At 38.2% G+C, this 22856-nt stretch carries 21 protein-coding genes and 3 pseudogenes; 9 read left to right on the forward strand and 15 right to left on the reverse strand.

Going from position 1 to position 22856, the window contains the following annotated elements:
* Positions 1–272 precede the first annotated feature (272 nt).
* The gene (locus tag ACZ5B7_RS17475; RefSeq protein WP_213119391.1) at positions 273–410 is read left to right on the forward strand and encodes a hypothetical protein; all 138 of its coding nucleotides are present in this window, start codon (positions 273–275) and stop codon (positions 408–410) included.
* A 136-nt stretch (positions 411–546) separates the two neighbouring features.
* On the opposite strand, the gene ACZ5B7_RS17480 is transcribed toward ACZ5B7_RS17475, so the two are convergent.
* The 3 genes from ACZ5B7_RS17480 to lgt all read right to left on the reverse strand — a co-directional run bounded on the left by ACZ5B7_RS17480 (position 547) and on the right by lgt (position 3168).
* Positions 547–981 carry a CBS domain-containing protein gene (locus ACZ5B7_RS17480; protein ID WP_464490328.1) on the reverse strand — a complete coding sequence of 145 codons (435 nt, stop codon included), beginning with the start codon at positions 979–981 and terminating at the stop codon, positions 547–549.
* 225 nt (positions 982–1206) lie between these two features.
* Positions 1207–2211, reverse strand: a complete 1005-nt coding sequence (locus tag ACZ5B7_RS17485; RefSeq protein WP_464490329.1) for a DUF3231 family protein — start codon at positions 2209–2211, stop codon at positions 1207–1209.
* Positions 2212–2346: 135 nt separating this feature from the next.
* On the reverse strand, positions 2347–3168 hold the full coding sequence (lgt, locus tag ACZ5B7_RS17490; protein WP_464490330.1) for a prolipoprotein diacylglyceryl transferase: 822 nt from the start codon (positions 3166–3168) through the stop codon (positions 2347–2349).
* Between the two features lie 261 nt (positions 3169–3429).
* On the opposite strand from lgt, the pseudogene ACZ5B7_RS17495 reads away from it, so the two are divergent.
* Positions 3430–3549 (forward strand): annotated as a pseudogene (locus ACZ5B7_RS17495) (DUF202 domain-containing protein); the annotation flags it as partial.
* Positions 3550–3625: 76 nt separating this feature from the next.
* On the opposite strand, the gene ACZ5B7_RS17500 reads toward ACZ5B7_RS17495, so the two are convergent.
* Both ACZ5B7_RS17500 and ACZ5B7_RS17505 read right to left on the reverse strand, forming a co-directional pair.
* Positions 3626–4135 (reverse strand): hypothetical protein, encoded by a 510-nt coding sequence (locus ACZ5B7_RS17500; protein ID WP_464490331.1) that lies wholly within the window; start codon positions 4133–4135, stop codon positions 3626–3628.
* Positions 4136–4242: 107 nt separating this feature from the next.
* Positions 4243–4491 carry a hypothetical protein gene (locus ACZ5B7_RS17505; protein WP_464490332.1) on the reverse strand — a complete coding sequence of 83 codons (249 nt, stop codon included), beginning with the start codon at positions 4489–4491 and terminating at the stop codon, positions 4243–4245.
* Between the two features lie 664 nt (positions 4492–5155).
* Here ACZ5B7_RS17505 and ACZ5B7_RS17510 point away from each other — a divergent pair.
* On the forward strand, positions 5156–6139 hold the full coding sequence (locus ACZ5B7_RS17510) for a glycosyltransferase (protein ID WP_464490333.1): 984 nt from the start codon (positions 5156–5158) through the stop codon (positions 6137–6139).
* 212 nt (positions 6140–6351) lie between these two features.
* A complete protein-coding gene (locus tag ACZ5B7_RS17515) occupies positions 6352–6930 on the forward strand; it encodes a hypothetical protein (protein ID WP_464490334.1) in 579 nt (192 codons plus the stop codon).
* A gap of 109 nt (positions 6931–7039) precedes the next feature.
* Here ACZ5B7_RS17515 and ACZ5B7_RS17520 read toward each other — a convergent pair whose 3' ends face one another.
* Together ACZ5B7_RS17520 and ACZ5B7_RS17525 are read right to left on the reverse strand one after the other, a co-directional pair.
* Entirely contained in the window at positions 7040–7243 is a 204-nt protein-coding gene (locus ACZ5B7_RS17520; RefSeq protein ID WP_464490335.1) for a zinc ribbon domain-containing protein, read from the reverse strand.
* Between the two features lie 288 nt (positions 7244–7531).
* Positions 7532–7756, reverse strand: a pseudogene (locus ACZ5B7_RS17525) (DUF1259 domain-containing protein); the annotation flags it as partial.
* 88 nt (positions 7757–7844) lie between these two features.
* On the opposite strand from ACZ5B7_RS17525, the gene ACZ5B7_RS17530 reads away from it, so the two are divergent.
* The 3 genes from ACZ5B7_RS17530 to ACZ5B7_RS17540 all read left to right on the forward strand — a co-directional run bounded on the left by ACZ5B7_RS17530 (position 7845) and on the right by ACZ5B7_RS17540 (position 9692).
* Positions 7845–8834: an FUSC family protein gene (locus tag ACZ5B7_RS17530; protein WP_464490336.1), complete on the forward strand. Its 990-nt coding sequence runs from the start codon at positions 7845–7847 to the stop codon at positions 8832–8834.
* 425 nt (positions 8835–9259) lie between these two features.
* Positions 9260–9499 carry a hypothetical protein gene (locus ACZ5B7_RS17535; protein ID WP_464494595.1) on the forward strand — a complete coding sequence of 80 codons (240 nt, stop codon included), beginning with the start codon at positions 9260–9262 and terminating at the stop codon, positions 9497–9499.
* The gene (locus ACZ5B7_RS17540) at positions 9453–9692 is read left to right on the forward strand and encodes a YetF domain-containing protein (protein WP_464490337.1); all 240 of its coding nucleotides are present in this window, start codon (positions 9453–9455) and stop codon (positions 9690–9692) included. Before ACZ5B7_RS17535 ends, ACZ5B7_RS17540 begins: the two co-directional genes overlap by 47 nt.
* Positions 9693–9988: 296 nt before the next feature.
* Here the strand turns inward: ACZ5B7_RS17540 and ACZ5B7_RS17545 are convergent.
* A pseudogene (locus ACZ5B7_RS17545) lies at positions 9989–10194 on the reverse strand (zinc ribbon domain-containing protein).
* Positions 10195–10403: 209 nt separating this feature from the next.
* Here ACZ5B7_RS17545 and ACZ5B7_RS17550 point away from each other — a divergent pair.
* Positions 10404–10694 carry a transposase gene (locus tag ACZ5B7_RS17550; protein ID WP_464490338.1) on the forward strand — a complete coding sequence of 97 codons (291 nt, stop codon included), beginning with the start codon at positions 10404–10406 and terminating at the stop codon, positions 10692–10694.
* A gap of 236 nt (positions 10695–10930) precedes the next feature.
* Here the strand turns inward: ACZ5B7_RS17550 and ltrA are convergent, their stop codons facing one another.
* From ltrA to ACZ5B7_RS17575, 5 genes are all read right to left on the reverse strand, one after another.
* Entirely contained in the window at positions 10931–12190 is a 1260-nt protein-coding gene (gene ltrA / locus ACZ5B7_RS17555; RefSeq protein ID WP_464490339.1) for a group II intron reverse transcriptase/maturase, read from the reverse strand.
* Positions 12191–12891: 701 nt separating this feature from the next.
* Positions 12892–14061, reverse strand: coding sequence for a M20 family metallopeptidase (locus ACZ5B7_RS17560; protein WP_464490340.1), 1170 nt, complete (start codon positions 14059–14061; stop codon positions 12892–12894).
* Between the two features lie 47 nt (positions 14062–14108).
* Complete coding sequence (locus ACZ5B7_RS17565; protein ID WP_464490341.1) at positions 14109–15449, reverse strand: M20/M25/M40 family metallo-hydrolase; 1341 nt, start codon at positions 15447–15449, stop codon at positions 14109–14111.
* Between the two features lie 12 nt (positions 15450–15461).
* Positions 15462–17264, reverse strand: a complete 1803-nt coding sequence (locus ACZ5B7_RS17570) for a S9 family peptidase (RefSeq protein ID WP_464490342.1) — start codon at positions 17262–17264, stop codon at positions 15462–15464.
* A 109-nt stretch (positions 17265–17373) separates the two neighbouring features.
* On the reverse strand, positions 17374–18945 hold the full coding sequence (locus tag ACZ5B7_RS17575) for an ABC transporter substrate-binding protein (protein ID WP_464490343.1): 1572 nt from the start codon (positions 18943–18945) through the stop codon (positions 17374–17376).
* 128 nt (positions 18946–19073) lie between these two features.
* Here ACZ5B7_RS17575 and ACZ5B7_RS17580 point away from each other — a divergent pair, with 128 nt between their 5' ends.
* The gene (locus tag ACZ5B7_RS17580; RefSeq protein WP_464490344.1) at positions 19074–19970 is read left to right on the forward strand and encodes a LysR family transcriptional regulator; all 897 of its coding nucleotides are present in this window, start codon (positions 19074–19076) and stop codon (positions 19968–19970) included.
* Between the two features lie 22 nt (positions 19971–19992).
* Here the strand turns inward: ACZ5B7_RS17580 and ACZ5B7_RS17585 are convergent, their stop codons facing one another.
* Both ACZ5B7_RS17585 and ACZ5B7_RS17590 read right to left on the reverse strand, forming a co-directional pair.
* Positions 19993–21216: a threonine synthase gene (locus ACZ5B7_RS17585; RefSeq protein ID WP_464490345.1), complete on the reverse strand. Its 1224-nt coding sequence runs from the start codon at positions 21214–21216 to the stop codon at positions 19993–19995.
* Positions 21217–21385: 169 nt separating this feature from the next.
* Positions 21386–22828: a M20 family metallopeptidase gene (locus ACZ5B7_RS17590; protein ID WP_464490346.1), complete on the reverse strand. Its 1443-nt coding sequence runs from the start codon at positions 22826–22828 to the stop codon at positions 21386–21388.
* Positions 22829–22856: the final 28 nt, after the last annotated feature.

Here is a 22856-nt window from a genome sequence, read left to right on the forward strand (position 1 = left end):
GCACTAAGTAAAACAATAATAATTGATCGTATTTTCGAGATCTTTAAATTACCAATTTTTAATAATTTTATATATAAAAAAGTTTTTTGTCAAAGAAAATATTTTCGTGATGTTAAGACCGTGCAATATTTTGATCTACAAAAAACTAAATAAAAAATTCAGCCAAAGACAACATGTCAAAACCATACGGATCTGACTCAGCGGACATAAAATCTTCGTTACTGCTCATACTATATTTATAAAATATTTTAAATGAATTGAGGTTTTTGAAAATGGATGAAATGAGAAATACGAATCAAGTAGAAGAAGTAAATAATCACCTTAAAGAAATTCCCAAGGAAGTCGAAGCAAGAAGTATTGAAAATCAGCCTCAAACCGGTAAAAACGAGAAAGCCATCGAGCCGTTTTAAACACATAAGGCCTATAGGAACTGATGTAGCTAGAATAATAATAAAAACAGAGTATGGGAATTTCCCATACTCTGTTTTTATTTAAGCAATGGCACAGACCCTGGTTCGGGTCTGTGCTTTTAAAAGGAACCCCTTACTATTGTTGTGGTGCAGAAGGAGTTGAAATACTTTGTAATGCCTCTTCTGCCTCGTTTGCATATTTATTTTGTACGGCTAAATCACCTAAAGCAACCATTCCTACGATTTGTCCATTTTCGACTACCGGCAGTCGGCGGATTTGCTGCTCTGCCATTAAATTTGCTGCCTGATGAACATCCATCTCAGGTGTACCTTGGACGATTTGCTGTGCAGTCATGACTTCAGATACTGGTGTTTGTGCATCTTCACCTTGAGCTGTTGTACGAAGGGTGATATCGCGATCTGTTACAATTCCAACAATTTGTTTGTTGTTATTTACTACTGGGATTGCTCCGATATTATATTCGCTCATTAACGCTGCAGCTTCCTGTACGGTCTGTGTTTCCTTAACTGAAACTACATTTGATGTCATGATATCTCTTAATTGCGCCATGAAAATTCCTCCCATCATATTTACCTTTATAGGATAGGGAACATTGGCGATATTATTAATGGTAGTTTTTTCAAATATTTCTTAACGCTTTTAACAAATCGGTTCTTGAACGATAGAAGGATTTGTCGTGATGGTAACTCCCTTGCTTATTGAAGTAAAGGAAGTTTAGTTGAAGAAGGATTTTCTAATAAATAAAATGCCCTTCCGATTGAAGGGCATTTCTTGTTATTTTTGTTTTGCAATTTCTGTTCTATTAGGTGCAAGTGGAGGTTGTTCTAGCCATTTATTTTTCACCATAATATTAAACCAGTTTTTTGTAACCATAAGATTTTGTAAAATAGTTGCTTCATAATTGGTCACGAGGTCCGTTCGCATAGCTGTTGCAAGACCAGCCCCATGATAGGTTTGTGCAATTTGAAACAAAAATCCCATGTGGTACATTAATAACTTATCAGAAAATGGAGAGTCAGTTGAAATTGTCACTTCAGTTTCCATTGATTTTGGAACTGGTAAGTTATCAGCTTGTAGTAGTTTTGCTAATGCTTTTATTTGTCCATCAGCTGTTTCCTCAGATTCAGTTAAAAATTTCCTAACTTCTTTGGATTCCGCGACCTGGCTGAATGCAATAGAAAGGGTTTTTGCCATTATGCTTTTTTTCAGGTTAAAAGAAATACTAATGATTTCTGTGGCAGCAAGAGTTCTTCCCTTTCCAAAAAGACCATCTTTGAAATCAGTGCTTGAAATAAATTGAGGATGTTCATATGCATAAAATAATGGGTCTCTCTGAAAAAGCCCTTTGTCAAGCAATAATTCAATCGTTTGGTGATACATCCTTTTTGCATCACCATCACAAGAGTCGTAAAAGTCCCTTAAGTCTTTTCTAACAGAAATGCTAAATGCGGTGATATGTCCTAATAATCCATGTAAAGTCATTACGTGTAAATAATGCAGGCAGAATGCATCTGAAAACAATCTCTGTTTTCCTGCATACAGGTCGGATTCATTAAATCCAATTGGGACAGGAAACCCCTCATTCTCAAAAAAGGTGATCATTTGAGTCTTTTGTTTTTCAAATGTCTTGAGAGCATCATGAAAAATCGCCTTTATTGCTTTGTCTTCAATAATGGAGTACATATATCTATTTACTACGTCTACCGCTGTTCCGTTTACATACTCGCCCCATAAAGAACCAATTTCAGAAGATGTCAATTTCAAATTTTCCGTATCCATATTTTCACCTCCCTAGTATTATTTCCTGATTTCAGAAGATATTCGGGTTTTTAATGTGAGGCATTGTCATGAGATTAAATGAAAACAACAAAAAACCTTCCAAAATGGATATAACGGAAGGTTTTTGTTAATAAATTACTTAAAGTTATCGGCGGTAGAACTTAAAAGTGCATAACCTTTCTTTCTTCGATACAAGGCAATGACGATACTTAGGATTACACAAACTATTGATACTAATTGGGCAATTCGTATATGGGATGTCAACATTAGACTATCTGTCCGAAGGCCCTCGACAAAGAATCTTCCAATTGAATACCAAAGCAGGTAGGTTAAAAATATTTCGCCTCTCCTAAAATCGATTCTTCTTAAAAGGAGTAATAGAATAACACCTGTGAAACTCCAGATGGATTCATACAAAAATGTTGGCTGGTAATAAACACCGTTGATATTCATTTGGTTAATAATAAAGTCAGGTAAATGGAGTGACTCCAGAAAACTTCTAGATACCGGTCCCCCGTGGGCTTCCTGGTTCATAAAGTTTCCCCATCGGCCAATGGCTTGTCCAAGCAGCAGACTAGGAGCTAATAGATCTGCCATTTTCCAGAAGGATATTTTTCTTTTTCTACAAAACCAAATGGCTGTTAAAACGGCACCGATAATACCGCCGTGAATGGCAATTCCACCATGCCAAACAGCAGGGATTTCATTAAGATGATTTTTATAGTAATTCCATTCAAAGAGGACATAGTATGTCCTTGCACAAATGATAGCTATTGGTAACGCAATGATAATTAAATCACCAATTGTTCCAGAAGGAATTCCTCTCTTCTTCCCTTCTTTTTCAGCTAGCAATAGCCCTAAAATAACACCAATACCGATGATCACACCGTACCAATGCACAGCAATAGGTCCAAGATGAATCGCTATTGGATTAAACGGATAAATAAGTGCTAACATACCTGACTCCCTTCTTACTATCATTCATTAACAAATTATTCTTAAAAGATTGCATTTTTATTATAACAAACATGGTTTATTGGTTTTATTAAAAAATCATTAAAATCAGATTGTTTGAGTAAAGTTCGCTTATATTCACCAAATGCCTCCTTAATCTTTCTATTGGTGTTATAATAAATTCGACTGCAATTAACATTTGGTTTTAACTGTTACTTTTTATTAGCTGATAACGACTTTATTTAAATTTTAAGAGGTAAATGTATGACTGAAGATCGAAACCAATCTATTAGCTCCAAAAATATACAGCAGCAAACCATTGATTCAAAATATATACAGCAGCATTTGGCGAATGAAAGAACCTATCTTGCTTGGGTTAGGACTTAATCTATTTGCCTGGGTATTAATATAAGCCTATTAAAAAAGGATGGTTCGAATATTATCGAAGCATCCTTTTTAATTATTCAGTTTTAATGTTTGCAATTTTGATATCACGATCATCCATAATTCCATCTACACAATCTTGATCATCATTTAAATTGAAATTGCTCACTATCCGAGTGTTATTTCCATTTACATTGCCGATTGTTCTATTTTGTTTTTGGTTGCCATCAATCCCATTGACATGACCTTTACCAACGAATACCGCGCTGCTTGGCAACATTGAATTAACGTTTATACTATTAAGATTAACATTTGTTGTCTCGTTTTCATCACTTGAATTATCAAGAGCAATATGGATGTCCCGATCATCAATTGGGGTATCTATTACGTCTGGGTCATTTAGAATTGAAGTATTGTGTAGTAGTATATTAGATTGTCCGCCAATACTTCCGAACACACTGTTTTGCTTGCCATGAGCACTCCAACCTATCGCTGTATTTTGCTCCCCAATAAAAATACCACATTGTCTCTCCATGGTTCGGACATGAATGTTACCTGCAAAAGTAAAATCTGTAGTTTTACCCATTTATGGTTCACCACTTTAGTTCATTATGAATGATGCTTAATGCTTTAATTTATGTTCATGAATCTTGGGTTGTGCACTCACCTAAAAAGCCGTGCCTTACTGATTGTTTATGCGTTCACTGGAATGCTCGGCTTAAAGTCCTGATCAAAGATAACCCCATCTATGATTTCAAAGCTATCCGCGACATTATTTATATTTCCGAGATTAATGGTGTTAATACCGTAAATTCCCCCTGTATTTAAATTGTATTTCCTGTTAGCATCCATCCCATTTACAATACCTTCACCAACAAAAATGGCGGAACTAGGTTGAGGAGAATTTATGTTTAACATTCCTACATTAACGATTGAAGCCACCCAAATTCCCTCCTATTCTCCCGTTACTGTTTATTATTTTATGTTCAAACCATAAACTGTGGAACATATAATCGACATCTCAAAAAAACACCAGAAAATTGTCACGCTTTCCGTTAACTATTGCAAACATTAAATATTAAGATAAGAAGTCTTATCCTTAATTGAGTAACCAGTGATATTTAAAATACGCGGAGATTTTTCCGTTAGACTGCAGAATAGAGCTTGGTTCGGGGGATATAAGCGGAGGTTTTCCGATTAAGCAGTGCAAAATTACCCTTTTTCACGTTTTTCGAATCAAAAGGCGGAATCTCTCCGTCTATTTAAGCTATTTTCAGTGCTATTTCCTATTTAAGGGAAATTTTTCCGCTTATTTATCAAACCATGCTGATTCCCTCATCTGGTTCTGTGAGGTCCCCTCTTTTACCAAAAATGGCTCAGTCAAATGAGCCATTTAATTTTTAATTGCAAAAACAAGGACAAAAGGCAATACAAATTGGGCTACATTTTCGATTGCATTTTCTGGTTTTGCGACAGGAAAGGAAACCCGTTAAGAAAAATGGTGCCATTTTGTGTTTTGGAAAAGCAAGTAAGCAATCTATAATATAAGGAGATAACAATAAAGTATATTTGCAGGTTCTATTTACATTAATGACAGGTGATCTGTATGCATATCCTATTTTTTGCTCCTTATTTTAATCAGCCAAGAGGAAATTCTACAACCATAAAGCGTCTTGTTCACTTTTTGCAGCAGGGAAATATTCATACTTCCGTTATCCCATACTTGGAAGAAGATGATTGGCATCGTTCAGATGCTGATATTTATCATATTTTACATGCTACCCGATTTATTCAATGGCAAACAGAAGTCAATTTTATTTTAAATCGCCCCTATCTGGTCACGATGGGTGGAACCGATATTAATATTGATTTACAGGCAAGCATGAATGATGAAATATTTTCATTCTTAAATGACGCTTCTTTTATTACTGTTTTTACAGATGATGCAAGAGAAAAGGTAAAACGGTTATTCCCTGGATGGACCGATAAGACCATCGTCATTCCCCAAGGGATCTGGCTGCCTTGGAATATTTCCCCCATTAAAGGAGGGATGTTTCCACGTATTCTACTTCCTGCCGGATTACGACCAGTAAAAGATGTTTTGCATGTAGTTCCGGCACTTGATGAGTTAATTCGCGAATACCCCAATATGGAATTCACGATTCTTGGGGCAAAGTTAGATGAGAACGTTTATAAAGTTGTACAAAAGGAAGCAGAACGTCGCCATTGGATGAATTATGCTGGCGTTGTTCCTTATGAGGTAATGAAGTTTTGGTACGAACAAGCCCAAATCGTCATCAATACTTCCCTATCTGAAGGTCAGTCGCTTGCCCTTATGGAAGCAATGGCATTAGGGCGGCCTGTCATCGCGCGAAAAAATGAAGCAAATGTCCAATTGATACGCCACGAACAAACAGGCTGGCTTTATGAAACAATGGATGAATTTAAAAAGGCCGTTCAATCCATTGTATGTGATGTTGCCTTGCGGGAGAAAGTGACTCAACAAGCAAAGGAATGGATCAGCGAATACAGTTCACCTGAACAAGAAACCGTTGCTTACATTAATTTGTATAATGATTTATTAAATTAAGGGCTGCTTGTTCAAATTAACTAGCATTATCGTTTTTTTCTTTACGTACATGCAAACTCACCTCCATTTTTTCTAAAACCATTTAAATTTTCCATGGCAATCCCTTATTTTGTATAAAAATAAAGTGCTTGGCAATTTTAATAACAGGTGATTACTCAGGAAAAAAGGGATTAATCTATAACTGGTTTTTTGCGTATAGAGGGGTTGATAGCATGTCAGTTAAACAATATTGGAAAGAAATAAACAATAAGAGTGAACGGGTTTCATCTTTAATGCATTCTTTTTGGCGTGAGCATTCTGACTGGGGAAACTGGCAGTTCTGGGTCATCCTACTCTTCTTGCTTGTTCCACTAGTTGTGCTTCTAATTAAGCTTAACCGAAATAAAAGTCTTGAAATTCTTTTCTTTGGCTACACCGTACATATGTTATGGACATATACAGACCTCATACTTATAAGACAAGGTTATGTAGACCATCGTTATTTCCTAACGCCATTCTTGCCACAAGCGTTAGGAATTACAGCATCCCTTATCCCTGTTTCCTTTATGCTTGTCTATCAATATTGCTTGAATGAAGATAAACCTTTCATTATATGGACGACTGGACTAAGTGCGATACTTGCTTTTGTTTTTGCACCTATTGAAAAGTGGCTGGGTCTCGTTTCCATCTATAAGGGATTTACGATTGTACATCTATTTTTCATAGATATTGTTATTACAATGATTGCTTATGGGCTGACGAAGTTCTTTGTAAGGTTTTATGCGGCAAGACAGTCGAATTTGGACCACTAAATCTTTTTTCTTAAAAATGGGTCAGTCCCCTAATACTTAAAGCTTTAATACAATGGGGGACTAACTCTTTATTTCAGTTTACATAATAAAATTATGGAGAATATTTATATTAACCAAAGAATAAATCCAATATATTTGACCCTTTAGAAGATTGCTTATTATAGAATTCCGAGTAACCACATTTTTTACAATACACGACTATAAAGGTATTGTGTTGAATATCTAAGATCTTCGATAATCCTGTTCCCGTCATCGCCACTTCCTTTGTTCCTGCATCGTTGCTTCCACATTTTATACAGCCTTTTTCAGACATACTTGTTCTCCTCCCACAAATAACCAAGTTAGTTTCACTATAATACGAAGGCAGCTTAAAAAGGTTTCAGTGGAATTATAAAGGTATTGTCCTTCTTCCTCTCTCTGTCCAATTTAGGACCATAAAGAATCTGCTTGATAGCTTTTACTTTTCACCCAATTACCATTTTGAATCTTATTTAGTGCCTGTCAATTAGTTTGGTGGTAGTGGTACAACAAAAAGGCTGTCGTAACAAACCAATCCTCAGTTTTTTCACTCGTTAGTGAAACAAACCTAAGCAACTGGATAGCTGCTTTCTTCTAGAATCGCAATTTCAGCCAAGCATAACGCATTACCGCTTTGATCCAGTGATTCAAATGTGACTTCTGCTGGTACAACAGATCTGCTCAGGCGCCCTTGAACCATTACTTTAAAATTGCGATGAAGTGATACCGAACAAACATCATGGTTTATGGTACTTTTTCCACTAAGAATTTTAGCAAATTGTTCACAAATAGAATTAAAGTTATTCATAAAATTGCGAGTGTGAGAACAAACATCTGTATAAATAGTGTTCCAAAAAACAAAATAATAACTAAGGTTTTATCCAGGAGGTAGCTATGTGAATAACAAAAAACTATCGATCCAGCATAAAATAAGTTTGTGCCTTAAAATGGTGATTGGTTCATCCATTTCGTGGGAATTAGCTATTTTATTCGGTTCCAATTACCCATATTTAGCTCCCATCTCACTTATTTTGTGTTTACAAGCAACTCTTATTAAGTCCATAAGATTTGGAATTGCAAGAATTATCGGTACGATAATTGGTGGAGTATCGGTTTCCATTCTTGCACCTTCTTTGCATGCAAACGGATGGTCAATCGCTTTAATAATGTTGGTCAGTCTTATAGTTCCACTTATTTTAGGTGCAACTGCAACAAGCCTTCATCAAATTGCGCTAAGTGTTTTACTTGTTCTTGAATTTGAACATAAACTCCCTGGATATGGGGTGGATCGAATTCGAGATTCAATTATTGGAGTAGTGGTAGCTTTGCTGTTACTTATATTTATTCACCCTCCTAATCTTACAAAAGGTGCAATTGCAGAAGTGGAGGAACTGCCTAATAGATTAGCGAATATGCTGAAATTTTTGGGTGCCTGGTTGGAAGCAGGGGCACCTCAAAAAAATTATTTCAATGAAGAATTTAATCAATTACATAAAAAAATATTCGAAATTGAAAAAAAGATTAATCAAGCCCAATTAAGTGTAAAATTTAACCCTTTGTTAAAAAAAAGTAAACAACAAATAATTGATGGAGATTTTCTTTTTAAAACATTGATAAAAGTGAATGCCGATATAGAGGTCCTCTTCAAAATTATGGATGAGTGGAAAAAATCTGGTTCGTTAACAAAAGAAGGTATGAATATTTGGATACAAAATATTTTATTATTAGAGTCATCACTTCGCAATTGGAATGAGGAAAAAGCAATATCAGATGTTTTATTTAATGAAACATTTCCAAATGATAAATTTTACTTCACAGCTGTTTGGCATGGGCAGCATCTTATATCAACACTTAAACAGTCTCCTCGGCTTCCGTTATCACTTTAAAGAATTAACAAGCATATTTTGTTTGATATTGTGAGTAACCAGTTTAATTTAAAAAACCCTTAATGGGATATGTCAGAGTTCCTAATTTATTTTTAATAAAAAAGCTTCGTTCATTACAAAGAAATGGACCTTTACAATTTCTCCCCTTACTTTAAATAATAAATATTATAAAAATATATATATTTTATGTTAAACAGGGTAAAATCCAAAATATGTAAATTAGTAGCATCAATTGTAGTTTACTGCTTTCAAGATTTTAAAGAGGTAAAAATTCGAAGAGATTTACTTCTTTTTTTATACAGACTATCTTGTTTATCGTTGGTATATGATACATATCCAAGGAAATTATATGGATAATAAATAGTATGTAAATTTTACATGGCTTGAAGACAATATTCCTATTAATACAAGTAAGGAGAGTGGACATGGATATTAACTTGATATGGCAAACAGTTCTTATTTTTGTCGTAGGAACTTTTATTTTAAGAATCAGTGGAAGAAGAACGCTTTCTCAGATGACTATTCCCCAAACCGTTAATCATGATAGCAATTGGGACACTTCTTATTCAGCCGGTCTCCGGGAAGGGATTTTGGACAACGTTTGGTGTAGCAATATTATTGGTACTGAGTCTAATCCTTACGGAATACATTCAATTAAAATTTGATGGAGCCGAGACTGCCATTTCTGGTAAAGCTATACCGGTAATTGAACATGGTACCTTAAATGAAAAGAATTTAAGAAAACTCCGACTATCCGTAGATAAATTAGAAGAGCGACTACGACAATCAGGGATTGCTGCAATTAGTGACGTTGAATTTGCTACACTTGAAACTAGTGGACAATTGAATATACATTAAAAAAAGAAAAACAACCTGCGACAAAAGAAGATATTCAAAACCTCATTCAATTGATTAAAAATGGTCATCAAATGATCGCAAACAATCAAACATTAATACAAGACAATATCTTCACTGAAACCTTAAATGAGGACTCTTCCAATATACCCAGATATTTACAATGATAAATTTTAAAATGGGGTCAGTCCCCTATTATGTTAAAGCTTTAATGCACTGGGGGACTGACCCTTGATTCCTGCCTTTAAGATAATTAATGAATATCTTTGGTTCAATTTACATAATAAAATTATTAATGTTTAATTATCAAAGAATAAATCTAATATATGGGACGATTTGAAGATTGCTTATTATAAAACTCGGAATACCCACATTTTTTACAATACACCACTATAAAAGTATTGTGCTATATATCTAAGATTTTCGATAAACCGGTTCCCGTCATCGCCACTTCCTTTGTTCCTGCATCTTTGCTTCCGCATTTTATACAGCCTTTTTCAGACATACATGTTCTCCTCCCACAAATAACCAATTTAGTTTCCCTATAAAACGAAGGCAGCTTGAAAAGGTTTCAGTGGATTTATAGAAGCGCTGTCCTTCTGCCAATCACTGCTTTTTATGGAAAAAACCGCTTGAAGGCTTTACTTTTCACCCATTACTTAGTATGTTTAATCCCCTTATATTTCGTGAAGAATGATAAGCGAGGTGATACTGATGAAGCTCCTTTTAATAATCGGAAGTATTGTACTCCCTATATTAATGGTTGTACTTCGAAGAAAATGGTCCATAATAAAGGTCATTTTTGATTTAATGGCGATTCTGTCTGCACTTATTTTTGGAAATATTTCTTCAATCGCTATCTTTGAGATTATCAGAGATGATAAAGTCTTTATGACCAATATTCATGCGGTATTTCTAAATCCCATTTTCCTTATGACAGGTGCTTATTTGGGACTGTATTTTCTTTATGTTCTTGTATTACGAGTAATAAATGATAAAAACTAAGCAAGAAAGTTTGACCTCTTTTTTAAATAGATGCTCTCTAACCTGTCTGCAGTGTATTATCATAAAATATTCGTAATAGATCAACGGTAATCTACCACTTTGGTATCTCAAATATCAGAAATAAGATTAATAATTTTAAAAATTTCATATATATCTCCTTCAATCGAGTAGGAGGGGGTGACTAACCCCCGACCTCTCACACCACCGTACGTACCGTTCGGTATACGGCGGTTCCATTAAGATTGACGTAGAAATTCATAACGATTATATAGACTTCTCAACCCTCGTTGACTCCAATATGAGTTATCGAGGGTTTTGTGTAATATTGGACTACATGCGATTCTCCAGTAGTTCTTTCGGGAATTGCCCCATTCATATGCTTTGTAATCAGGGACACCTAAACCCATTAGTTTCCTGACTCTGGTTTTAGGTTTCTTCCACTGTTTCCATTTGCACATTCTGAGTCTTCTTCTTATCCATTCATCGAATTCTTTAAATTTGCTTGGTGTGTCAGCTAAGGCGAAGTACCCACACCATCCTGTTAGATAACGGTTTAACATTTCAATCCTTACTTCCATTGGAAAAGATTTTGACCTAGAGGTAATTTCTCGGATCTTCGTCTTAAAGCGTTTAATACTTTCTTTCGCAATTCGTACCTTCGGTTCTTTATTTAAAGTAAAGCTGAAACCAAGAAATTTCCGTTTCCACGGGCGGTCAACTGCCGACTTATCCCTGTTTACCTTCAACTTCAGTTTCTGCTCGATAAACGTCGAAACGGATTCCATTACACGTTTTCCTGCTTTTAATGACTTAACATAAATGTTGCAGTCGTCCGCATAACGGACAAACTTATGTCCTCTGGTTTCCAATTCTTTATCTAGTTTATCAAGAATTATGTTTGAAAGGAGAGGACTCAGAGGTCCTCCTTGCGGAGTACCTTCCTCCGTTGATTGAACGACACCGTTGAGCATTACACCTGATTGAAGATATTTCCGGATTAGTTTGAGAAGTATGCGGTCTTCGATTCTTTTAGCGAGTATCCCCATCAATTTGTCATGATTGACCTTATCAAAGAATTTCTCTAAGTCCATATCAATTACCCAACGGAAACCCTCCTTGATAAATCCCTTTGCCTTTCTTACCGCATTATGGGCACTCCTATTAGGACGGAAACCATAGCTGTTTTCAGAAAAGGTTGGGTCAAAGATTGGGGTTAATACTTGGGCAATTGCCTGTTGGATGAAACGGTCTGTCACAGTTGGTATGCCTAAAAGCCTTATTCCTCCGCTTGGTTTCGGGATTTCGACACGGCGAACAGGGGAAGGATGATAGTTACCTGTTCTCAAAGCTTCCCGAAGGGAATCCCAGTTTTCATAGAGATGTCGTCGTAGGAATTTTACGGACATTCCATCTATGCCGTGACTTCCTTTGTTCTGCTCTACCCGTTTAAGGGCAGTTAAGAGATTTTCTCGTGACAAGATTCGTTCCATTAACATGATGATATTCCTTTCCACGTGAATGAAGGCTCTGTTTATGCCGACTCTTGCTCCACCCTCCTAGAGTCCCCAGCGGATTCATCGCTTCCTCCTTTAGGTAGGTCCTTTCGGATTGTCTGTGTTCAATGCAATTGCCGAATGTACAGACTTCATTCTCTCTTAATAGTTCAGTCCTTCCCATTCATTCTCGAGTTAGAATGGTACTATGACCTCTGCTGACTTCTGATTGTTCAGCTATCCATTGCTAGACAGGTTACCAAGTGTACTTGGCTTGTCAATCAGACCTCCCCGGGTAAGAGTGCAGTCTTTCCCTCCATCTATCTGCTTCATTTACTCTGTACCACCTTCGGCAGTATGGACTTTGTTTTGGATTGCAAACTCATCCAATGATACCTAGCCTTATATGAAGTTCGTGTTCCTCAGACCGGAGGTTTGCCGTTCGCTTCCTTCAGATTCCGCGTCACCACGGACACCCTTGCGTTAAGCTAACCACTACTACTGCCTTCATGGCTCGGGACTTTCACCCTAGAGACTGCACCCATGCCGGGCGCACAATCAGAAATGGCGCAGGAATTCTTCCTACACCATTTTTCTATCACGATATATTGATTTAAATTTCTACTAAACTATTTGCGGAAAGATATTTTCCACTAGTCGACCAACAATAGTATGAGTATCCAAGTCGCTGACTCAAAGGTGGATTATTTTTGTTTTTCCTTAAATTGTGTAGTCCGGTGCATATGGGTCAATCTGCTGATGGTTTCTGCCAGCAAGGCCGTTCGTTCAGGTAATGATGAAATGTCTAAGTACTCATCATCCCTATGGCCGTTCCCGCCTATTGGACCAAGCCCATCGGCGGTTGCGATGCCCATGGAGCTGGTGAAAGAGCCATCTGAGCATCCTCCTCTAAATGACTCTTTGATTTCAATCCCCATTTCTTTCCCAATGTCCTGCACTAAACCAATCAATTCGATTGATTTTTTGGTCTTCAGCATTGGCGGCCGATTTAACTGGCCTGCTAGCTTGACTTTTGTCCCTTTTATGTTTGGTTCAGAGCAAATCTCCTTCATTTTCTGCTCTACTTCTTTTATTTGCTCCAGTGTTGTAATCCTTACATCCACTTCAGCTTCCGCAATGGGCGCGATTGTATTAGCGGAAGTTCCTCCTTTTAACAATCCAACATTGACAGTGATGCCTTTTTTATAATCAGTGATTTTATGCAATTTTATCGTTTTATAAGCAATTTCTTCAATCGCGCTGCGGCCCTTTTCATGCTCAGACCCTGAATGAGCAGGTACTCCTTCTACTTTAATTTTGTACCTTGCTCCACCCTTTCGCTGCGTAACAATCGAACCATCTTTCCCTGCAGCTTCCATGATAAGGGCATACTCTTTTTCTTTTCCTATCTGTTCGATAAGAGGTCTTGAGTGTCTTGAACCGATTTCTTCGTCACTATTGAGAACAATTTCAACATTCTTATACGCCTCATCTTGCCTCTCCACCAATGCTTTCATGGCAAATAGGACAGAAACCAAGCTTGCTTTCATATCGACAACACCAGGTCCAAAAGCATAATTTCCGTCTATCCTAAAAGGCCGCTTTTCTGTCGTCCCTCTAGGGAAAACGGTATCCATATGGGCGACAATCATCACCTTTGGATTGGTGGCATCAGGGTGCCGAATCACCAGATTATTTCCTCGTTCCTCGTGGGGAACAACATGTACATCAAAACCGAGCGATTCATATTCTTTTGATAGAACTGCACCTACCTCATCAATCCCCTGCTTAAAATAACTGCCGCTATCCATATTGACCAGCTTTTCTAAAAGGTTCAGCATTTCCTCCATTTTCTCATTTACTATATCTATCAACTTCTCCACTCCTTACATTTTATAGCCAATAAAAGAGCTAATTTCATTTAAAATTCATGGATGACAAGTGCTGCAAATTTGATTCCTTCAATAAAATCATTGATATATATATTTTCATTGGGAGCATGATTTTGCGAGCCAGCATGACCTACTCCGAATCCTACTGCTGGTATACCAAATTTTTGACAAAGGGTATACATTGGACCAGTACCTGCCTGTGATCTCATCACTTGCGGCTTCTTTTCAAAGAATTTCTCTGCACTGCTGACCACTTTCTGAACAAGAGCGTCATTCAATTTTGTTAAGGCAGCACGCTGCCCTTTCAAGCGGACGATTTCAATATCCTCAAATCCATGTTTATCCAAGTGTTTCCTTAACAGCTGCAAAATTTCATCAGGATCTTGTTCAGATACTAACCGGAAATCAATTTTTGCTTTTGCCACAGAGGGTAATACCGTTTTTGCGCCTTGTTCGGTATACCCTGATTCCATTCCACAAATCGTACAAGTAGGTTGAAAGATTAGTTTTTCTTTGAGATTGAAACCTGTTAAGTTATTTAAATATGATTTGAGTCCAAGCTGCTCTAATTCTTCCTTTTCTTTATAATCGATGGACTCTGTTAATTCTTTTTCCTCAATGGTCATCTCTTGAATCCGATCGTAAAAACCGTCTATTAAGATTTCTTCCTGTTCATTCTTCAACGTACTTAATGCCCATACCAATCTCCAAGCAGGGTTTGTGACAATTGCAGCCTTTGCTGAATGCAGATCCACATTTGCCCCTTTTGCATGCAATTCCACATAGAGCATTCCTTTACAACCAAGAGTGATCTGCAGCCTCCCATCTGTACTTTTAAAGCCATTTTCCCAAATGCATCCGTCCGTTGTTAATTTATCAGGATGCTTTTCGGTAAATTCGGAAAGATGAGGACTGCCAATCTCTTCTTCCCCTTCAATAATAAATTTGATATTGATTGGTAATTCCTTATATACCTGCTGATAAGCATGGATGGCACATATCCTTGAAAGCAAGGTCCCTTTGTTATCAGACGTCCCTCGAGCGTATAATTTTCCGTCTCGTATCTCCGGAGAAAAAGGCGGACTTTCCCATAATTCAATTGGATCCTCCGGCTGTACATCATAATGATTATAAAAGGTAAGGGTTCTGTCTTTGCCGGAATCTAATTCTCCATAAACGATAGGATTTCCCGACGTTGGTATGTTCTCTACTGCAAAGGATAATCGCTGTAAGTACTGTTCTACTAGATTAACGGTTTCTTCAATACCACGGTTTTGTGCAGCAACACTTGGCTGCCTGCAAATTTCCATTAGCCACTCTAGATACATTTCTTTATGATCTTCAATATATTGATAGATTTCTTCTATCAAAAGAACGCCCCCTTACTTTGCCATGGTTGACTTTGTTAAATGCTTGATGAAAAATTTGATGGTATTTTGATGCATCACAATGTGATTCGCTCGTTTTTCAGTCTGATGGCCTTCATTATCAAAAACAGTTAGTTCCACTTCTTGACCTCGTGCTTTCATTTCCGTCACAAGCTGCTCTGATTCACTGACTGGTACACGAGAATCATTCAGCCCGTGGAATACCAGCAACGGAACCTTTATTTTATGGGCATGATGTAAAGGAGCAATTTCATCAAAGAAATCACTGTCTTGATCTAAAAATCCATATTCACATTCTCTTAGCCTGCGCCTCCATGCCCCTGTATTGGTTAATAAGGTTCGCAAATTCGAGATACCTACAATATCAACGCCAGCTGCCCATACATCAGGATAATGAGTAATCGCAGCCAATACCATAAATCCACCATAACTTCGTCCCATAATACCAATGTTGTCCGGGTCGACTTGATGGGTTTCTATTAAATCCTTCACCAGCCATATAAGGTCTTTGACAGAGTCCATTCTTTTACGGACATCATCCAGCTGTATATAAGTCCTGCCGTATCCGCTGCTGCCACGGACATTGGGTGCCGCCACCACAAAGCCTTGACTGGCCAAATACTGAATCACAGGGTTAAATTCTGCTTTCGTCTGTCCCTCCGGTCCACCGTGAACATAAATAACAGCAGGCTTATTTTTTTCATTCCCTTGATTATAGAAAAAGTAAGGAACCTCCAGTTGGTCAAAAGAGGTAAACGAACATAATTGGGGTTCAACAGAGTGGCGGGAAACCGTTTCAGATTCACTGATATACGTTAATTGTGTAACGCTTCGAGAGGATATCGAATATTTCCAGATGTCTCCCGGCATAGAAGGTGTCTTCAATGTAAAGATAAATTCCTCATTATTCATCCAGGAAATGGATTCAATCACACCTGCAGGAAACCCTGTAACTTCTTCTTTTTTATTCGAATGAGGTTCATACAACCATAAGCGCAAGTAGCCTGCTTCGTTGACCGTTAAGGCCAGTCTTTGTTCATCAGGAGACTTCTTGATTTCTTCAATATCACTTTCAGGCCAATGAACAAGCTTGTTTAATTTATCGGGGGCGGCAAAAGAAAAGCTGCTTAAATAATAGGTCTCTGCTCCAAAATCTGTTAACAAATACCCTCCATCTCCGTTTTTTTTCATTACTACATTTTTGTATCCAGCTGCTTGTTTGTCATTTCCAATTCGCGTTTTTTCCTGTGTCCTCATATTAAATCGGTAGATTGCATGATCAAGGTTGGTTTCTGTGATGCTGATTAATATATTTTCATTATCAATCCAGCTGAGTACATCGCAATTTCCGTCGTATTGAAAGATGGTCTTTGATTCCTTCGTTTCAATATCTACGATAAAAACATCGAAATAGCCTGGTTGACGACGGTTGCTCGTATAGGAAACATACTTATTATCTGGTGACCACCCTCCTACATTGTGAAAATGCTCTGGCGATTGAACCAAAGCTTCTACCGATGAACTACCTTCACGGTATAGGTATAACTGCTGCTTTTCATTCCCCTTCCAGTCCATTCCAATGACCGTCATTTTTCCATTAGGTGCATGATAAATCCCTAGCGTACGCTCTTCCATGCTTACGTATGGCACCGGCTTTTGCTCTTGATCAAGAGTCCAAACTTGAGGAAGGCCTGTCAAATTAGAAACAAATGTAAATCTCCCCTTGCCAGGAATGATTTGTGATTTTAAGGCTGCCGGTACATTTAAAAAGTCATCCAATATGTTTTGATTAATCATTACGTTTCCTCCTAACAATTATGGAATGATGGATAATTCCGTTTAGAGACATACTCCACCCGTAAATCTGGCATAGATAAATGGGAGGAGTATTTCTCTTATGGAGCTTCTACTGTTTCTTTTTTACGTTCCAAGGAATAGCCCCTTGGAACGGAGTAAAGCCTTCAAGTTTGTTGCTGGTAGTCATGATGGTTGAATAATGCCCAAATAGAGTAAACGGCAAATAGTCATCCCACATGTAGGTTTGTAATTCTTCCCAGAGGCCTTTCGCTTCTTCTTGTGAAGCTGAAGTTCTAATCTTAGCAAGCAAGTCCGTAATTTTTGGGTCATTGGTCCAGCCAACGTAATCCGGATTCACCACCAATAACTGTGATGGAGTGGTGACATAACCTGTTCCCACAACCATGATATCCCAGTTTTCTGGATTCTCCCTTCTTTCGATAAGAGTCGGCCAGTCAAATATTTCTAGCTTCACCTTCATCCCAATTTGCTCCAACTCTTCTTTCATCACAACAGCCGAGTTATACATATAATCATAATCTCGTGTAGAATACAGGGTGATTTCCTCTCCATTATAACCAGCTTCCTTCAGCTTGGTTTTGGCTGTTTCAGGATCGGCAAGATTATAAGACTCTTTTCCTGCGTCAGTGTCCCAGTCTACTTGTTCCGTATTCATATAACCAGGACTTAATTTGAATAAATCCTTATTTCCATAGCTCGCTAGCATGATAGCGTTCAAATCCAATGCCGTATTGACAGCATCCCTCATTTTTTGATTCGTGAACAATCCATGCTTTTTGTTGTAGGAAACGTTTAATGTACCGCCATCAAAAGATACATAGGTTTTTAGATTTTTATCACTTTTCAACTGCTCATAATTGTCATAGGGCATGTAGGTCGCAATATCATATTGGCCCGTTTGGACTCCGGCCATTCTAGTTGACGGGTCCGTTACAATATAATAATAGACTTCATCCACATAGGCCGTTTTTCTTCCGGCAATACCGCTTGGTTCCTCATCGACTGCTGCGTAATCATCAAAGCGTTTCAAACGAATATATTGATCTTGTTTCCATTCAACATATTCGAAAGGACCGGTTCCGATATATTCGGTTACGCCATCTTTTCCAGCAGATTCAATAATCTCCTTTGGCATAATGGCGGGAAATTGACCTCGTCCTGCCATAATATCTAACACATCTGATGCAACCGATTGTAATTTAAGTTCTACGGTATAATCATCTTTCGACTCGAAATTTGCACCGCTTAACAGTAATTTTGCCCGGGATGACTGTTTCAGCCATCGATTCATCGATGCGGTAACATCCTCAGCCTTCATTTCTTTTCCATTATGAAATTTAACACCCTTCCTTAAGTGGAACGTGTAGGTTAAACCATCGTCACTCTTATCGATTGACTCGGCTAACATCGGAACAGGCTGCTGTTTGGCATTTTGGGTAACCAATGTTTCATAAATATTTCTGGTTACCTCGAGGGCAACGGTTTGTGTCGTTAAATGAGTGTCTAGTGTTGGAGGCTGGGCATTTAGTGCAATTTTTAAAACTCCTCCTGTTTTGGCGTCAGTATCAGCTTTATCCCCCGTTTTACTAGTACGATCACTGCTGCAGCCAGCCAGTAAAACCAATAAAACCGCCATGAAAATTGATAATTTTTTCAACATCTTCATCCTTTCAAATTTATGTTTATAGGACTTTTCACCTATTCCTATCATAAAATTGGTATTGTAATATTCTAAATAGGATGTAAATTCTGTAAATTTTTACGATAATAAGACTAAAGGAGGTAACAATGGATTATCATCTTCTCACTTTTGTAACTGTTGCCGAGAAAAAAAACTTTACGCGTGCAGCCGAGGCGCTGCATATTTCTCAATCTGCGGTTACTTTATCCATTAAAGTACTGGAGAAACAATATGAGTTAAAGCTGCTTGACCGAAGTAATAAATATGTGCGATTGACAAAGGCTGGGGAAATCTTGTATCAGCATTCAAAGCAAATTCTATCCCTATATGACCGGATGAATCGGTTAATCGATGAACTGTCCCATTCAGCGAGCGGGATTCTAACGATTGGTTCTAGCTATACATTTGGGGAATATTTACTTCCAAGAATCATTTCAGAATTTACAGATGAATTTCCTCTCATTAAGCCTAATATCGCCATCCGAAACTCCCATCGAATTATTTCACAGCTGCTTCGTGGCGAATTGGATTTAGGCATTGTTGAAGGGATCGTAGAGAATCCTAAATTACATATTCAACCATTTGCCCAAGATGAAATGGTCCTGATTGTCTCTCCAAAGCATCCACTTGCCTCAAAACAAGAAGTGGAACTGCAGGACTTAAAAGATGAAACATGGATTATCCGGGAGAAAGGTTCTGCGACCCGTCAAGCTATCAATCAACTTTTCTCAGAAAATAACCTCTCACCTACCGAAATTCGCTCCTTTGGAAGCTCTCAGATTATTAAAGAATCGGTTGAAGCCGGTTTAGGAATTTCTATTTTATCCATTCATACCATTCGTAAAGAAATGGAACTCAAATCCTTACATACTTTAAGAATTAAGAACAACCCGCTTATTCGTAATTTTTGCTATGTCATCCCAAAGATGGACCTTCAACCTAGATCCGTTAGTTTATTTTTATCCTTTCTAGAAAACTACTCAACCTTAGACATTTTCGTTTAATTTTAGTTATCCGCATGTTTGCTTATGATTTAATACTCTTCATAATAGTGTCCCCTTTTTGTAAGATCGGGACCTCAACGGAAATGGTGTCGGGATACTTAATTCCCATTCCAGTATTCAGGGCAACCACGATATCTTGCTCAATTATCCAGCCTTGTTCTCTTAATCTGCGAGCTGCGACAAACGTTGCAGCTCCCTCTGGACAAACAAATGCTCCTTCAAGGCTGGCTAGTTTCTGTTGCTCCTCCAATAGCGCCTCATCCTCAATGGCAATGGCACAACCATTTGTTTGATAAATCGCCTCAAGGACTAAAAAGTCGCCCAATGCTTTTGGAACATTAATTCCGAATGCAACCGTCTCAGAATCATTCCAGAACTCTGATTCAGACTTTCCTTCCTCCCATGCTTTAACAATCGGGGCACAGCCTTCTGCTTGAACAGCGACCAAGCGAGGAAGTTCTCCTTCCACCCAGCCCAACTTTTTCAGTTCAGTAAGTGCTTTATAAATACCGATAATCCCTACGCCGCCGCCTGTTGGATATAAAATGACGTCCGGCATCTTCCAATCCATTTGTTCGGCAATTTCTAGTCCCATCGTCTTTTTTCCTTCAATCCGGTATGGTTCCTTTAAGGTCGATGCATCGAATAAACCATGATCTGCGACCGACTGCGCCACAATTTTTCCTGCGTCACTGATTAGTCCATCAACAAGATATAAGTTTGAACCAGAGATCGCTGATTCATTTCTAGTAATTTTGGGTGCATCAATAGGCATGACGATGGTAGATTGAATTCCACCTCTCGCAGCATAAAGTGACCAAGCAGCTCCCGCATTTCCATTTGTAGGCATGGCAAGTTCTGTTACACCTAACTCTTTTGCTTTGGATACTCCCACTGCCGCTCCTCGAGCTTTAAATGTTCCTGTCGGTATGATTCCCTCGTCTTTCATCCACAAGTTTGCTATTTTCATATCTTCACCCATAATAGGCATCTTAATAAGCGGAGTCATCCCTTCGCCTAATGTAACGACATCTTTCTCATCACTAACAGGAAGCAGTTCATGATATCTCCATAAGCTTGATACTCTGCCAACTAAATCTTCTTTGGAAAGTTCCTTGCCTAGTTGTGCTAAATCGTATTCAACTAATAACGGTGATCCACAAGTGCATAACTGATTTTTCTGCTCGTGTGAGTAGGTGTTGCTGCATTTAGGACAATATAAATGTGATATGTAACTGTATTTCATAGGGCTCACTCCATCTCTTTTTCGTTCTTGTAAAACATCATACTTGATTGTTTTTGATAACTGAAATTAATAATATTAATGGAAATCATTTAGAAATTTAATGGCATCATTTCTATCAAGCTATAAAAGAGGACCGCTTAATTCATCATCATTAAGCAGTCCCTCATCTTTATACTAATAGCCCTTCCTTTAATTTAGTAGGCATTACTCCAGAAGGAATCGGACACTGGTATGGGTGTTCCACCAGTTGTGCTTGTAATTCCTTTTTGGCTTGCTCGATGATTTCCTGATTTTCCAATGCTTTAATGGCTGTTAGCGCCAATGCTTTAGAAACCTGCAGCAACCCTTTATGGGAAATGGAAGACTTTCCTTGGGTGACCATTTGCCAGCTGTGAAGCACTGTCCCCAAAGCAGAAGTCGTATACATACATTGGGCCGTTGGGGTAATCCAGCTTACATCGCCTACATCAGTAGAGCCGGAGAGGAATCCCTTTCCGTCAAAAGGAATAGGCTCAGCAGCGAGGAAAGGACCTTCTGGATTAATCGGGAATCTTTTGGAACTAACTGCCTGAAAATACTCACCGTTTTGTTTTTCCGCATCCGTTAAGGTATTCCAAATCTGCTTGGCAAATTGATATTCTTCTGTCGTATAGGAAGGCATACCCACCTCTTGAAGAGATTGTTCCAACACTTTTCCTAACGTATAATTAGGGTTATAGTTGGAGCAAGCTTTATCAAAATTAATCTCCACTTCGGTCTCCGTCATTAAAGCGGCCCCTTTAGCAATCTTACATAGACGGTCATAGATTTTCTTGGTTTTGTTCATATTCTGATCACGTACAAGGTAAAGCACCTCTGCCTCTGACTGAACCACATTTGGTGAAATGCCGCCAGAGTTAGTGATGGCATAGTGGATCCGTGCTTCTTGGCTGACATGTTCACGCATATAATTAGCCCCAATATTCATGAGTTCCACGGCATCTAAAGCACTTCTTCCTAAGTGGGGAGTGGCTGCGGCATGAGCGCTTCTCCCCTTAAACTTAAAATAGACTTGGATGTTGGCTAATGAACTGCACCCCTGAACACCGGTACGGCTATTCGGGTGCCATGTCAGGGCGAAATCCACATCATCAAATACCCCTTCACGGGCCATAAAGGTTTTTCCTGATCCGCCTTCCTCACCAGGACAGCCATAGAAGAGAACCGTTCCTTTTAATTGATTCTCTTCGAGATATTTTTTCAATGCGGAAGCTGCTGCTAATGCACCGGTCCCTAATAAATTATGACCACAACCATGACCATTGCCACCAGCCTGAATGGCTTCCTGATAGTCTACATCACATGTTTGGCTTAATCCGGATAATGCGTCAAACTCGCCTAGGAAGCCTATTATTGGTCTCCCTTGACCAAATTCACCGATAAAAGCTGTTTCGATCCCTGCAATACCGCTTGTAACCTTATATCCCTCCTTCTCTAACTGTTCACATAAATACTTACTAGAAACGTATTCCGCAAATCTTGTTTCAGGATTTTCCCAGATAAAGTCACTGATTTTCTTCCATTTCGCCTGTGTTTGGTCGAAATATTCGTTTACCCAATCAACTTGCTTCAAAACCACTTCTCCCTCCAATTACCGCTAT

The organism is Neobacillus sp. S1115 (genome assembly GCF_055385565.1).

Excerpts from the sequence above, each read along its gene's own strand:
- ACZ5B7_RS17480 (WP_464490328.1), bottom strand. The coding sequence starts at position 981 with ATGGCGCAATTAAGAGATATCATGACATCAAATGTAGTTTCAGTTAAG.
- ACZ5B7_RS17570 (WP_464490342.1), bottom strand. The coding sequence starts at position 17,264 with ATGATTAATCAAAACATATTGGATGACTTTTTAAATGTACCGGCAGCC.
- ACZ5B7_RS17585 (WP_464490345.1), bottom strand. The coding sequence starts at position 21,216 with ATGAAATACAGTTACATATCACATTTATATTGTCCTAAATGCAGCAAC.
- ACZ5B7_RS17515 (WP_464490334.1), top strand. The coding sequence starts at position 6,352 with ATGTCAGTTAAACAATATTGGAAAGAAATAAACAATAAGAGTGAACGG.
- ACZ5B7_RS17580 (WP_464490344.1), top strand. The coding sequence starts at position 19,074 with ATGGATTATCATCTTCTCACTTTTGTAACTGTTGCCGAGAAAAAAAAC.
- ltrA (WP_464490339.1), bottom strand. The coding sequence starts at position 12,190 with ATGTTAATGGAACGAATCTTGTCACGAGAAAATCTCTTAACTGCCCTT.
- ACZ5B7_RS17520 (WP_464490335.1), bottom strand. The coding sequence starts at position 7,243 with ATGTCTGAAAAAGGCTGTATAAAATGTGGAAGCAACGATGCAGGAACA.
- lgt (WP_464490330.1), bottom strand. The coding sequence starts at position 3,168 with ATGTTAGCACTTATTTATCCGTTTAATCCAATAGCGATTCATCTTGGA.
- ACZ5B7_RS17475 (WP_213119391.1), top strand. The coding sequence starts at position 273 with ATGGATGAAATGAGAAATACGAATCAAGTAGAAGAAGTAAATAATCAC.
- ACZ5B7_RS17535 (WP_464494595.1), top strand. The coding sequence starts at position 9,260 with ATGGATATTAACTTGATATGGCAAACAGTTCTTATTTTTGTCGTAGGA.
- ACZ5B7_RS17575 (WP_464490343.1), bottom strand. The coding sequence starts at position 18,945 with ATGTTGAAAAAATTATCAATTTTCATGGCGGTTTTATTGGTTTTACTG.
- ACZ5B7_RS17485 (WP_464490329.1), bottom strand. The coding sequence starts at position 2,211 with ATGGATACGGAAAATTTGAAATTGACATCTTCTGAAATTGGTTCTTTA.
- ACZ5B7_RS17500 (WP_464490331.1), bottom strand. The coding sequence starts at position 4,135 with ATGGGTAAAACTACAGATTTTACTTTTGCAGGTAACATTCATGTCCGA.
- ACZ5B7_RS17510 (WP_464490333.1), top strand. The coding sequence starts at position 5,156 with ATGCATATCCTATTTTTTGCTCCTTATTTTAATCAGCCAAGAGGAAAT.
- ACZ5B7_RS17550 (WP_464490338.1), top strand. The coding sequence starts at position 10,404 with ATGAAGCTCCTTTTAATAATCGGAAGTATTGTACTCCCTATATTAATG.